Origin of the sequence: Shewanella sp. KX20019 (genome assembly GCF_016757755.1) — a bacterium.
GTDB lineage: Bacteria > Pseudomonadota > Gammaproteobacteria > Enterobacterales > Shewanellaceae > Shewanella.
In genome coordinates this window covers 1,279,944-1,293,144 of record NZ_CP068437.1, presented here as the reverse complement: position 1 = coordinate 1,293,144, position 13,201 = coordinate 1,279,944, and the positions used below count along the sequence as shown (strand labels likewise).

Genomic DNA, 13,201 nt, shown 5'->3' with positions numbered 1-13,201 from the left:
CTAGATAGCGGGTACTTTAAACTCGGTGCCCTGTATAGACAGCACGACATCCCGAGGTCTAATCTCCACAATTGTTAACTTACCTTGGATCGCATCCCCCTGCTGCAGCTCAGCGCCGTCCACATTCAACCAGCGATTTGCCGCAACACTTGAGTATACATGGGCATTAATTGTAAATTCAGGTACCTGTAACTGTAAACCTGCCGGCAACTGCCCATATTTAGGAATGGCGTCAACTTTAGACGTCGTCGGGATAGGGTCTAATTCTGGCTGCGTCACTGGCGTGGCTATCGCATTTTCTCGCTCAATATCTTTAAGTGCGGCTTCAAAAGCGGCAACGAGATTGTTGTCACTTTGTGGTTTAGCTTTTGAATCTAAACCAACGTCTGCAGCGGCGAGATCGACCTCATATTGCAGCGATGCCAACATATCTTGACCGCGTTGGTTAGCGTTTGCCCCCAATATAATGGCGTCCTCATTACTCATCGCTTGCGGATTAACTTGAGCGGGACTTTCGCCTGCTTCAACACTCTGTTGCGCTTTAAGTAATGCCGCCAGTAAATCGTTACCTTCGGCATTAGTTTGTGTTACCACAGTGTCGCTTGGCTTTAGCTGATTACTGGTGGCTGACAACGATATTTGACTGACTGGAGTTCCAGTGTAGGGCATAGCTCGTGCGACAGGCAGCGCAACTTTCCCGGCAAGTTTAACGCTGCTGTCATTCGCCTGAAACTGATCACTCGACGCTGATTGACGATTAAACTGCGTACTCGCTACGTTCTGCTCAGATGCCACCGCCAGCTTTGAGTTCGCCAAGTTTTGTTGCATCACTACTTGGCTCAACAACCAAGCTACAGCAACTGTTAATAATAACAATAGCGCGAATATAGCAGCACGCTTAGCTGCTTTATGTTGATGATTAACAGCCTGGTACTGTGCGCGAGGTGTTAATACAACATCATGTTGTATGCCTTGTGATTGCTGTTTATCTCGCGTGACAGCATCAAGTAAAATTGACATTAATACAACCTCTTAGATTGACCTAGGCGCGGCCCAACATCACTCAAATAGAGATTTAATTGTACTAGTGTTTGTGCGCCTGCGATTCCGTCAGCAGTTAACCCATGTTGACGCTGAAATGCCTTTAAATTTTGCTCTAACTGGCTGTCAAACTCAGACACTAATCGAGGTGATGACTCGCTCACAATGGCTAAACTATTCTCCAACCACTGCAATTGCGCTTGATTAGCAGATTTTCCTATTTCACTCACTTGATTGTTAGGCGCTTGCCACAGTATTTCAAAGGTGCCGCTAAAGTGTCGATTAAACCAATCACGCTTAACCCATAGCTGCTGCTCATTAAGTTGCAGCAGCATCTGCTCACCTTGTCTTGCGACTACGGTGCCATAAAATGCTTGTTGCTGACTATCTACAAGGTAAACCACCGCAGGAAAGTTTAACCTTACGATAGAGTTCCAATTACCTTGCTGCTGATAACAAGCTAAGCCTTGTTGTTTCGCTGATTGGCAGGCTGACAAGCCGATATAAGGTGTTTTATCCCAAAGCCCTAGGATACTGGCATATGCACTATCGATATCGCGACTTTGCCCAATGGCGTTTCTCAGTGCTTGCTGGCTGCTATTGAATTTAGCTGCCGCTGTATTCACCGACTCCATGTCGTCATTTGCACGTCTATCAGCCACAGGTGCAACAGTTTGGTTGTTAATAGCTGAATTCGTCGGTTCGGCTGATTGTTGGCTAAAAAGGTAAAGCGCTGCCGAAAAGGTCAATACGATTGATGCTGCTAAACCCGTTGGCAGCCAGATGTTTTTCTTTTCTGGCTCTTCGCCTAACACTTCCCGTGACGCCATATTGATCATCTTACTATCAATAGGCACTTTTGATTGTGCGTAACTGGCCATTAAGGCACGCTCGCATAACAGGTTAATCAGTCTAGGAATGCCATCACTGTGCTTATGTAACGCTTTAATGGCACTCTTATGGAATAAAGGTTCATGTCGGCCTGCAACTTGCAAACGATGCTGAACATAGAGTGCGACCTCTTCGAGTGTTAGCGGCAGCAGGTGATAACGTGCTGTTATTCTTTGTGCTAACTGACGTAACTCTTGACGTCTAAGCAACTGCTGTAACTCTGGCTGACCAATTAAAATCACCTGTAATAACTTCTTGGTATCGGTTTCTAAATTTGTCAGTAACCTCAATTGCTCAAGCACTTCAGCCCTAAGGTGCTGTGCCTCATCAATGATCAGTACGGTATTACGGCCATTACTATGATTAGTAAGTAGAAATGAACTAATTCGATCCGTCAACTGCTTAAGGCTGGGTGATTCACCATAAGTTATTTCTAACTCATCACATAAGGTCGCTAGTAACTCTAACTCAGTCAAAGACGGGTTGAGAATAAAGGCGGTGTCGGTGTTCTCTGGCAGCTGATTAAGTAAGCAACGCGACACTGTGGTTTTTCCGGTACCCACCTCGCCCGTCAGCAACACAAAGCCCCCCGTTTCGCCTAATCCATAGGTTAGATGTGCTAACGCTTCTCTGTGGCGATCGCTCAGAAACAGGTAATGTGGGTTTGGCGCTATAGAGAAAGGGTTATCATTCAACCCAAAAAAAGCCTTATACATACTGCTTTTAATCCTTGTTAGAAGGGCTTAACAGCCTATTGAGCTATTATTCACTCTGCTATTTAGAAAACGTTTGAATGACTGAAATGTTGCACCTGAGTGCAGCTAACCTATCAGTTTAACGCTCTACGTTTTGACAATAATCTAGAAATTACACTCACGTTAAAGCCAAGCTGATCAGTTGTCAAAACTTGCTACAATTAAAACCGCTAAAGTAAGAGGTCTAACGGCCTATACCCATCCTATCTGAAGATGCTGGATTCAGGTAAGATGAGTATATGTCCATAAGTGAGTTTTGTTGTGAAAATCTACCTCGTTGGCGGCGCTGTCCGCGATAATTTACTAAACCTGCCGATAAAAGATCGTGACTATATGGTGGTAGGTTCCACGCCGGAGCAGATGCTAGCTCAAGGCTACAAGCAAGTCGGCAAGGACTTTCCGGTATTTCTGCATCCCAGTAGCCAACAAGAGTACGCCCTTGCTCGAACCGAGCGAAAAACGGCGGCGGGATATGGCGGTTTTAGCGTCGATGCTGCGCCTAATGTGACGTTAAAACAAGACTTGCTCCGCAGGGATCTGACCATAAATGCAATCGCCCAGGATGATGATGGCAAGCTATATGATCCGTACTTAGGTATTGCCGATATTAATAGCAGAGTACTAAGGCATGTGTCTGAGGCATTTGTAGAAGACCCACTGCGTGTACTGCGGGTTGCTCGCTTTGCTGCACGTTTTCATACTCTGGGTTTTACCATTGCAGAGGAGACTCTCGCGTTAATGGGTGAAATAAGCCAAAGTGGTGAGCTCGAAGCCTTAACACCAGAGCGAGTCTATATAGAGCTAGATAAAGCGTTATCGAGCGATGCCCCGCAGGTATTCTTTGCCGTGCTAAAACAGTGCGGTGCTTTGAGTATACTGTTTCCAGAGATTGATGCACTGTTTGGCGTGCCCCAACCTAAGCAGTGGCACCCTGAAATCGACACTGGTATCCATACGTTAATGGTACTAGAGCAAGCGGCCAAGTTGTCTAATGACAATGCCGTAAGGTTTGCTGCGCTGGTACATGATTTAGGCAAGGCATTAAGCCCTAAAGAGTCGCTACCGAAACATCATGGTCACGGCCAAAAAGGATTGTCTCTGATCAAAGCCCTCTGTAATCGCGTTAGAGTGCCAAATGACTACCGGGATTTAGCACTACTGGTTAGCGACCAACATCAAAACATCCACAATGCGATGGAGCTACGGGCTGACACCATTGTTAAGCTGTTCGACAAAGCTGATTTTTGGCGTAAACCGCAACGCATAGAGCAGTTATTACTCAGTTGTGAAGCTGATGCTCGAGGTCGTAAAGGTCTTGAGCTAAATGACTACCCTCAAGCGAACTATATACTACGGTGCTTTGATGCCGCATCAACTGTCGCGGTAAAGAGCATCATTGATGACGGTTTTAAAGGCGCTGAGATTAGAGAGCAGCTGACAATTAAACGCATTGCAGCAGTGCAAAATATTAAAAACAGCCTTCCAACTTAAGGCAAAATTCAAAAACTAATCGTTGAATTGTATAAATAGTCTAATATTAAATTTGTGCTACATAGCATTAAAATTGTACTTAGCTTGCAATTGAGCAAATATTCGCTAAGGTATTCAGACCTTAGCGTTAAAATGCGTAGCAAATTTTTTTGTCTATGACATAATTAACTTGTTCAGTTGTTTTGTACAGCTGTGCTGACTAAATCCAACCTACATAAAGGGAATTCCCGATGAATAAAAAAGTACTTTTGATTGCTGGTGTAGCAATGACTGCCCTTCTAGGTGGCTGTGCAAACACTACTGCTCTTGAAGAAAGCGTTGCAAACCTAGGTAACAAAGTTGACCAGCTGTCTGCTGAAGTTAGCTCTCTAAAATCAGATCACGGCAAAATGTCTGCTGACATCAATGATGCAAAAGCAGCAGCTATGGACGCACAAGCAGAAGCTAAGCGTGCTAACGACCGTATCGACAACGTAGCATCTTCTTACAAGAAGTAATTACGTTTAGGAACTAGCTTAGTCATTAAGCTACTCCCCAAGGCTTGGCTCAAGGTAACTTGACCAAGCCTTAAATTTATCAGCTCTAAACTACAGCCTCTCAATCCTCTTGACCCAAGCGTTCACTTTCCAGCAACCATAAAAAAGCGCCCAAGATGGACGCCTTAATCAATCTATCGTTAACGCTAGATTTGAATATTAGTTGGAATGCCACTTTGCGTCAGTAACGCATCATTGGCTTTGGTGTAATCGACATCATCTTGACCAATAAACTCAACCACATCGCGATTCATCTCAATCAATCGACTACTTTGCTCTTCAGATTCAGACAATGGCGAGTGAACTTCGATTAATTGCTGCCCGTCAGGTTCTGCTGAGGTTTTGACAGTTTGGTTAATGATAGTGACAGTTTCACCATACTTAACTTTATTAAATAACCATTCAATATCATCTGGATTAAGTCGAATACAACCAGCACTCACACGCATGCCAACGCCGAAGTCTTTATTGGTACCGTGAATAAGATAACTTCCATCACCGTAAGACAGCTGAATCGCAAATTTGCCTAGCGGATTATCAGGACCAGCAAGCACCACTCTTGGTAACACTTCGCCGCGCTCTTCTAAATGCTCTTTTCGAATGCTTGCTGGTGGTGTCCAACTTGGATTCGGAATGCGAGATTTAATCTTAGTCACCATCTCCGGTGTCTCACGGCCAATCCTTCCAATTCCTACTGGAAAAACATGTACTTCCTGACCGCCTTTTGGAAAGTAGTACAGTCTTAGTTCTGCCAAGTTAATCACCACCCCTTTATGAGGTACATCCGGTAGCAACATTTGCGTAGGGATCAATAAGCGGCTTCCAGGCGTTGGTAGGAAAGGGTCAACGCCAGGGTTAGATTCCATTAACTCCAAAATACCAATGTTGTACTGTTTAGAGATAGTTTGAAAATAGTCACCCTTTTTAACCAAATGCTCTTGTAAGTCGCCAACCAAACGACTGCCGCCTTGGGGAATTTGATAAACATTAGCAAATGAAAATAGCGGCGAAGCAGCTAAGATGAACAACAGCAATATACGCATCATCAGTATTTAGAGTTCCATTGGAGTGAATATGTATCCCCATCTTACCTGTAAATGCAGGATTCAGTGGGATGGGTATATATAAAGATTACCCTGAGTCGCGACTATTTTCTAGTCATCAAGTTAATCACAAAGTCTATCTCTAACGAGTCAAACTTTGCATTTTGGATATGATGCCGCACATTGTCATTAGCACGCCAGGCATAGGGCGTCATCTCAAGAAGTGCGATAGCTTGCTCTCCTGAGACATTCACTGTGATCGATAGGCGTTCACTGTTTAATAGTTCAAGCTCTTTCGGTAGATTATTACTAACAGGCTTTTCACTCAGATCTGGGTAGATAAACTCTCTTATTTGCCATAAGTGTCTAGGGCCTGCTGCGACCTGCAATAAAATCCCCTCCTGCTTAAGCACTCGAGTGAGCTCCTTTCCCTTAAGAGGCTTGTCGATTAAGGTGATCAGGTCAAAGCTTTCATCCTTTATCGGCAGATGTTTTAAATTTGAAACGATATACGTTGGCCCGGTTTGTGACTTTGCCGCCGCGAAGATGGCATTTTCCGCCTCTGAGATCCCTGTTTGTTCAAGCGCTGTTTCAGGTTGTTGTTCAGTTAAGATATCCTTAACTGTTCTTAAAAAATAACCTTCGCCACAATCATAATCTAACTGCGATAATGTCGCTTCTGCTGCAAACTGAGGCAGATTAGCTATCATCTCAGCCAGCTTCTCTGCCAGCGGCACATAGATCCCAGACTCAAGCACGTAACGCTTAGCACGCATAACCGCTCGAGAGTCTATTTTAGGTTTTTTTACCTGCCCAAAGAGCCAATAGCCCTGCTCATTTTTGTCAAAGTGGTGCTTGTTTTCACAATGCAGCCCTTTTGACTCTTCGTGCACCATTAATGGTGATTGGCAAGTAGGACAAAGATAGATACTGTTCATGACACGCTCGCTGTTTAAAAAAATAAGAGATAAAAGTATCTAGCTTTATAGGAAGATAAAGCCACACAATACCGCCCCTAAAACTAGACGGTAAATAACAAACGGCGTCATGCCCATTTTGCTGATTATTTTCAAGAAATAGTGGATGCAAAGATAGGCTGCTGCAAATGACACGACAATGCCTAATCCTAGCGCTTGATAGTCGATAGCCTGACCACTGGAAATAAGATCCTTAGTCACTAAAATTGCCGCACCTAGGCTAACAGGTACCGACATTAAAAATGAAAACCTTGCTGCAGCTTCGCGGCTTAAGCCAAGCATCAACGCTGCCGTAATGGTAGCGCCAGATCGTGATGTACCTGGAATAAGCGCCATCGCCTGTGCTACACCAATAATAAGCGCCTTCTTCCAACCCACTTGAAACTCATTAAAGCCCTGGCGCTGCATTCTATCAGCCCACCAAAGTAGTAAACCAAAAATGATCGTCGTTGCCGCTATCACTTCTATATTACGCAGATGAGTTGCAATAAAGTCTTTTGCCGTAAAGCCAACAATTACAGCTGGAATGGTGGCTAAGATAATCCACCAAGACAACTTACTCTCTTCGGTTTGCTTACCACTGACAATGCTGCCAGTCCACGCCTTAAACATGGAAAGTAGCTCTTTACGAAAATACATAACCACGGCCAGCAGCGAGCCAGTATTGACTGCAACATCAAACGATAAGCCTTGATCTTGCCAATCCAACAACTGAGCAGGCAAAATAAGGTGTGCAGAGCTTGAAATCGGTAAAAACTCGGTGAGGCCCTGGATCAGCGCCAATATAATCACCTGAAAAGTGTCCATAACTATCCTATATCTAACAGCGCTTTATGCTGACCAGTCGAACTCAATAGGCCATAAATTTTGTTGAGTCTTGTCATATTTATCCCAAAGGATTTGATATGACTCGTTTGTTACGGGGTGAGTTAGCTGCGGTGCAATTTCAGCCAGCGGCCAAAGCACAAATGCGTTGTACAAAATCTCTGCTCGCGGCAACGCTATTGGTGCCTGACAAACCACATCATCATAAAGTAGCAAGTCGAGATCTAATGTCCTTGCAGCAAACTTCTTAGCCCCTTTAACACGGCCATGGTCTTGTTCAATCAGCTTAAACCTCGCAACAACAGCCTCTATTGGCAGCGTCGTGCTCGCTGCCACCACCATATTAAGAAAATTGGTACCGTCAAACCCTACCGCTTCGCTTTCAAAAACTGATGAAAGCTGCAGCTCATCAAAATGGAGTTCCAGATCAATTAAGGCCGCCTTAAGATAACGAATAGGCTCAATGTTGCTGCCTAAACTAATGTAAACCCTAGCCATCTATGCATGACCTCTTTCAATTTCAACACCAACAGCCACAGCCGTAGGTAGCGCGCCTGGCTTCATTACTTTCACCTTTACCCATGGCACGTTAAATTCGGACATAACGCAATGTGCGACACGCTCAGCAACCGTCTCAATAAGCTCTATAGGCTTTTCCGTGATCAAAGCCGTGAGTCGATTTGACACGGTTTCGTAGCACAACGCATTTTCATAAGCGTCACTCGCAGCGGCTAAGCGATTATCCCAAGCCATATCTAAATCCAGTAACAAGGTTTGATGGATCTGCTTTTCCCAGTCATAGATCCCAATGACGGTTTCTATTTTAAGCTCTCTAATCAGTACTTTATCCACGTTCCCTCCAAAACCTTAATATTTGCCACTGAGGTCTGATAAGCTAAAGCGAACAAAAAGGATATAATCCGTCGCAAAGCTAAGATATTACTCTATGGCTCTTTCGAACGAGAGAAAATCCAAGTAGGATAATTTCCCGTAAACAAAGAATTTATAAAAACAGCAGCTTTATATGCAAGGTAGCGAATAAAGCATTCAGAAGCTGTCTTTAGTGCTCCAATTAGCTCACGAATATACAAGCCGGTCAGCTGAGTCTAAAGAGCATTTTTTTGTGTGGCGCGATAATACCCTAAGACGGATAAGGAAACCAATTTGACCACAACAGTGCTAACAATAATGATGATAGTGGGCGCCTATTTGGCAGGCTCAATATCGAGTGCTGTACTCGTGTGTAAAATGCGCGGTCTACCCGATCCCAGAACCGCAGGTTCAGGCAACCCCGGAGCCACCAATGTACTGCGAATTGGCGGCGCTAGTTCAGCCATACTGGTACTTTTCTTCGACATGCTCAAAGGCGCTGCCCCTGCTTATCTTGCCTTTAGATTAGGTGTCGATCCCATCGCGCTCGGAGTTATCGCTATTGCTGCCTGCCTAGGTCACATCTTTCCCATCTTTTTTGGATTTAAGGGCGGAAAAGGTGTTGCGACAGCATTTGGCGCTATGGCTCCCATTGGCCACTTTCTTGCACTTTTCTTGATGCTGACATGGGCGGTAATAGTGCTAATCACTCGCTACTCCTCTTTTGCGGCTATTTGCACAGCATTGCTCGCGCCAGTATACACCTGGTGGCTTGACGATAGATTTACCATCCCAGTGGCAATGCTATCGACACTGATCGTTATCCGTCATAAAGACAATATTAAGCGTTTACTTAAAGGTGAAGAGTCTAAAGTGTCACGCAAGCGCCGCAATAAAACTTCTTAAGCCAAACTAAATATCCAAGCCTGCACTAGAAAACGGCATAAAAAAACGGCGCTTAACAGCGCCGTCATTATCGACTAAGCGAGATCAATCGATAGGCTCTAAGGTGTCTAAAGGCCATCTTGGTTGACCTTTAACGCTTAAGTCGTCAGTTTGACCCGCCTTTAAGCGCTGTAAGCCCGCATATGCGATCATAGCGCCGTTATCAGTACAAAACTCACCTCTAGGGTAATACACTCTACCACCGAGGTTCTGCATCATCTCAGCGAGCGAGGCGCGCAAGCGAGTATTAGCGCTAACACCGCCCGCTATCACTAAACGTTGATAACCTGTCTGTTTTAATGCGCGTTTACACTTTATCGCTAACGTGTCGACAACCGCTTCTTCAAAGGCACAAGCTATATTCGCGCGGGTTTGCTCATCTTTAGGTTCTGCTGCAATTGTGTTGGCTGCAAAGGTTTTTAAACCAGAAAAACTAAAATTAAGCCCAGGTTTATCAGTCATTGGTCTTGGAAAGCGATAGCTCTTTGCAACACCTTTAGCGGCCAATTTTGCCAATCTCGGCCCACCGGGATAATCGAGTCCTAACAATTTAGCTGTTTTGTCGAATGCTTCACCCGCGGCGTCATCAACTGACTCACCTAATACTTCGTAGCGACCGATGCCTTCAACACCGACCAACATCGAGTGTCCACCGGAAACCAACAACGCAAGGAAGGGAAATTCTGGAGCGTCATCTTCTAACATTGGCGCTAATAAATGCCCCTCCATGTGATGCACCCCAATGGCAGGTTTATCCCAGGAGAAAGCTAACGCGCGACCAACACATGCCCCAACGAGTAACGCACCAATAAGTCCGGGGCCTTTGGTATAAGCGATACCATCGATATCTTCAATCGTCATATCGGCATCAGCCAATGCTTGACGAATTAACGGTACTATTTTACGAACATGATCCCGAGACGCCAACTCAGGCACTACGCCGCCGTAGTCTGCATGCAATTTTACCTGACTATAAAGGGTATGTGACAGAAGCCCTTTGTTATCATCATAAACTGCTATTCCTGTTTCATCACAAGATGTCTCTATTCCTAAAACCCGCATTTTCTCTCATCTTTACTTCATATAATTGCCGCCAATTCTACCTGCTGTGCTTTAATTACTCCATAGCCCGATAACGTTCTAAGCGCATTATTGCTAAATAGACGTCATTCTGATCGCTATAAGGGGTTTACAACTGGGGCAGAGTCGGTATAGAATTCCGCACCATTTTTAAATTATCTGAGTCAAGTAATTGTCTCAATGCAACCGACACCTAAGGGGTGATGGCTAATGCCAATTATTAAAGTACGTGAAAACGAACCATTCGACGTAGCTCTACGTCGTTTCAAGCGCTCTTGTGAAAAAGCTGGTATCTTAGCTGACGTTCGTGCTCGTGAGTTCTACGAGAAGCCAACTACTGCACGTAAACGTGCTAAAGCCGCTGCTATCAAGCGTCTTGCTAAGAAGCTTTCTCGCGAAAACGCACGTCGCGTACGTTTATACTAATCTCATTATGAGCCTAATTGATCAGCTAAAAGAACAGATGAAAGACGCCATGCGTGCCAAACAAAAGGTACGCTTGGGGACTATTCGTATGGCACTAGCCGCCGTCAAACAAATTGAAGTGGATACCCGCGAATCTTTGAATGACGACCAAGCTATAGCGGTCTTAACCAAAATGGTTAAACAGCGTCGCGATTCTATTGCTCAATATGAAGCAGCAGGTCGTGACGAATTAGCGCAAAAAGAAGCAGAAGAGATTCAAGTACTTGAAGACTTCTTGCCTCAGCCTCTTACTGAAGAGGAAATTGTTGCGTTAGTTGATGCTAGCATCTTAGAGATGGGCGCATCCTCCATGGCGGACATGGGTAAAGTGATGGGATCATTAAAACCGAAAGTAATGGGTAGAGCAGATATGGCGGCAATTGGCGCTATGATCCGTGCAAAACTCAAGTAGTTTTAGTTTTAATGATGAATGAGCCGTGCTTTTGCGCGGCTTGTTTGTTTTCGTTTTTCTCTAATTTAACTTCACGTAATTAAAGGCGGCATTTAACAACACTAATGGCGATACCTCGTGATTTTATCAATGAGCTAGTAGCTCGCACCGACATTGTCGACTTAATCGACCCTAAAGTGCCCCTAAAGAAGGCGGGTAAAAATCACTCTGCCTGTTGTCCTTTTCATAGCGAAAAATCTCCCTCTTTCACCGTTAGCAGAGACAAGCAGTTTTATCATTGTTTTGGCTGCGGCGCACACGGAAATGTTATTGATTTTGTCATGGAATATGACCGACTCGACTTCGTGGATGCGATTGAAGAACTCGCCGGACAGCTAGGACTTGAAGTTCCTCAGGAACAAGGTACAGGTAAGCCTCGCGATCAAGAGTTAAGTCGCGATTTATACCAACTGATGGAGGAATCAAGTTTATTCTTCCAAAGTCAGCTAAGACAACACAATGACAAACAAAAAGTGCTCGATTATTTATCTCATCGAGGACTTTCAAAAGACGTAGTTGAACACTTTAATATTGGCTTTGCCCCCGATGGTTGGGATGGCCTGTTAAGCCGCTATCGTCAGAATCAAGATTCACAGAACAAACTGCTTACTGCCGGTATGGTCATTGAAAATGACAGTGGTAAGCGATATGACCGATTCCGCGACCGACTAATGTTCCCAATCAGGGATAGACGTGGACGAGTCATCGGCTTTGGTGGTCGAGTTTTAGGAGAAGGTACGCCAAAGTACTTGAATTCTCCAGAAACGCCCATATTTCATAAGGGCCATGAGCTCTACGGATTATATGAGCTAAAGCAGCGTCACCGTGATCCACAACAAGTACTCATTGTTGAAGGCTATATGGATGTGGTTGCACTGGCACAATTTGACGTTGATTATGCAGTAGCCTCATTAGGCACGTCGACAACGGCGGATCAATTTCAGTTATTGTTACGTAGTGCCAAAGAAGTGATCTGCTGTTACGACGGCGATAAAGCGGGTAAAGAGGCGGCTTGGCGTGCGCTTGAAACTGCGTTACCACTATTGAAACCAGGTAATCAGGTTCGCTTTATGTTCCTGCCTGAAGGCGAAGATCCAGACACGCTAGTTAGACAGATTGGTAAAGAGAAGTTCGAAGAAAATATAGCCCAAGCCATGGCGCTACCTGAGTTTATGTTTGAAAACTTGGCGAAAAAATTTGGCAAAGAAGACAAAAGTGTTTTGGCTAAAAATGCCATTAAACTTATAGAAAAAGTGCAAGACACTGTATTACAAAGTCTACTGCTTGAAGATTTGGCACACAAGCTAAGAATGAACGGTGCTGACGAGCTTAAACGGAAATTTAACTTTTCGACTAAGACGGCCGATAAGCCTAAACAGCACAAAGCGTTAAAAGGACGTGGCACCCCAATGAGATTAGCCATCGCATTGTTGGTACAACATCCACGCTTGGGTGAGAAATTACCAGAGCAACCAGCGCTAAAACATATACAGATGGCTGGCATTGATTTGCTAACCCTTGTATTAGATTTAACTCGCGGCAAAGTCATGAGCAGCGCACAACTACTTGAACAGTTCAGGGGCGATAATAAATTCAGCACCCTAAAAAAACTGACCCAATGGGATCATCAAGTGGCGGACGAAAACTTGCTCCGAGAGTTAAAAGGTACACTCGTGTGGCTAAATAACCAGTATATTGAGCAACGTTATCAACAGCTGAGTTTAAAACAGAACCACACGAAAGAAGAACGGTTGCAGCTTAAAAAGCTAATCGCAGTGATCCAAAAGCAAGCTTAAAGGTAGTTTCTGCCTCAAAAGTAAACACTTGGACT

At 44.5% G+C, this 13,201-nt stretch carries 14 protein-coding genes; 6 read left to right on the top strand and 8 right to left on the bottom strand.

Annotation, left to right across the window (positions count from 1 at the left end; all coding sequences use genetic code 11):
• Both JK628_RS05680 and JK628_RS05675 read right to left on the bottom strand, forming a co-directional pair.
• Positions 1 to 1,020, bottom strand: coding sequence for a general secretion pathway protein GspB (locus JK628_RS05680; RefSeq protein WP_202288379.1), 1,020 nt, complete (start codon positions 1,018 to 1,020; stop codon positions 1 to 3).
• Positions 1,020 to 2,648 (bottom strand): ExeA family protein, encoded by a 1,629-nt coding sequence (locus tag JK628_RS05675; protein ID WP_202288377.1) that lies wholly within the window; start codon positions 2,646 to 2,648, stop codon positions 1,020 to 1,022. Before JK628_RS05675 ends, JK628_RS05680 begins: the two co-directional genes overlap by 1 nt.
• Before the next feature lie 300 nt (positions 2,649 to 2,948).
• On the opposite strand from JK628_RS05675, the gene JK628_RS05670 reads away from it, so the two are divergent.
• Both JK628_RS05670 and JK628_RS05665 read left to right on the top strand, forming a co-directional pair.
• On the top strand, positions 2,949 to 4,178 hold the full coding sequence (locus JK628_RS05670) for a multifunctional CCA addition/repair protein (RefSeq protein WP_202288375.1): 1,230 nt from the start codon (positions 2,949 to 2,951) through the stop codon (positions 4,176 to 4,178).
• A 230-nt stretch (positions 4,179 to 4,408) separates the two neighbouring features.
• Positions 4,409 to 4,675, top strand: a complete 267-nt coding sequence (locus JK628_RS05665; protein WP_202288373.1) for an Lpp/OprI family alanine-zipper lipoprotein — start codon at positions 4,409 to 4,411, stop codon at positions 4,673 to 4,675.
• A 185-nt stretch (positions 4,676 to 4,860) separates the two neighbouring features.
• Here the strand turns inward: JK628_RS05665 and JK628_RS05660 are convergent, their stop codons facing one another.
• The 5 genes from JK628_RS05660 to folB form a co-directional block, all read right to left on the bottom strand.
• Complete coding sequence (locus tag JK628_RS05660; protein ID WP_202288371.1) at positions 4,861 to 5,760, bottom strand: L,D-transpeptidase family protein; 900 nt, start codon at positions 5,758 to 5,760, stop codon at positions 4,861 to 4,863.
• A 101-nt stretch (positions 5,761 to 5,861) separates the two neighbouring features.
• Complete coding sequence (locus JK628_RS05655) at positions 5,862 to 6,695, bottom strand: putative RNA methyltransferase (RefSeq protein ID WP_202288369.1); 834 nt, start codon at positions 6,693 to 6,695, stop codon at positions 5,862 to 5,864.
• A 45-nt stretch (positions 6,696 to 6,740) separates the two neighbouring features.
• Positions 6,741 to 7,541, bottom strand: coding sequence for an undecaprenyl-diphosphate phosphatase (locus tag JK628_RS05650; RefSeq protein ID WP_202288368.1), 801 nt, complete (start codon positions 7,539 to 7,541; stop codon positions 6,741 to 6,743).
• A 24-nt stretch (positions 7,542 to 7,565) separates the two neighbouring features.
• A complete protein-coding gene (folK, locus tag JK628_RS05645; RefSeq protein ID WP_202288366.1) occupies positions 7,566 to 8,057 on the bottom strand; it encodes a 2-amino-4-hydroxy-6-hydroxymethyldihydropteridine diphosphokinase in 492 nt (163 codons plus the stop codon).
• Entirely contained in the window at positions 8,058 to 8,411 is a 354-nt protein-coding gene (gene folB, locus JK628_RS05640; RefSeq protein ID WP_202288365.1) for a dihydroneopterin aldolase, read from the bottom strand.
• A gap of 312 nt (positions 8,412 to 8,723) precedes the next feature.
• On the opposite strand from folB, the gene plsY reads away from it, so the two are divergent.
• Positions 8,724 to 9,335 (top strand): glycerol-3-phosphate 1-O-acyltransferase PlsY, encoded by a 612-nt coding sequence (gene plsY, locus JK628_RS05635; RefSeq protein WP_272931646.1) that lies wholly within the window; start codon positions 8,724 to 8,726, stop codon positions 9,333 to 9,335.
• 84 nt (positions 9,336 to 9,419) lie between these two features.
• On the opposite strand, the gene tsaD is transcribed toward plsY, so the two are convergent.
• Positions 9,420 to 10,436 (bottom strand): tRNA (adenosine(37)-N6)-threonylcarbamoyltransferase complex transferase subunit TsaD, encoded by a 1,017-nt coding sequence (gene tsaD, locus JK628_RS05630; protein ID WP_202288364.1) that lies wholly within the window; start codon positions 10,434 to 10,436, stop codon positions 9,420 to 9,422.
• Positions 10,437 to 10,664: 228 nt separating this feature from the next.
• Here tsaD and rpsU point away from each other — a divergent pair, with 228 nt between their 5' ends.
• From rpsU to dnaG, 3 genes are all read left to right on the top strand, one after another.
• Positions 10,665 to 10,880: a 30S ribosomal protein S21 gene (gene rpsU, locus JK628_RS05625; RefSeq protein WP_020911290.1), complete on the top strand. Its 216-nt coding sequence runs from the start codon at positions 10,665 to 10,667 to the stop codon at positions 10,878 to 10,880.
• Positions 10,881 to 10,887: 7 nt separating this feature from the next.
• On the top strand, positions 10,888 to 11,331 hold the full coding sequence (locus JK628_RS05620; protein ID WP_202288363.1) for a GatB/YqeY domain-containing protein: 444 nt from the start codon (positions 10,888 to 10,890) through the stop codon (positions 11,329 to 11,331).
• 104 nt (positions 11,332 to 11,435) lie between these two features.
• Positions 11,436 to 13,166, top strand: coding sequence for a DNA primase (gene dnaG, locus JK628_RS05615; RefSeq protein WP_202288362.1), 1,731 nt, complete (start codon positions 11,436 to 11,438; stop codon positions 13,164 to 13,166).
• Positions 13,167 to 13,201: the final 35 nt, after the last annotated feature.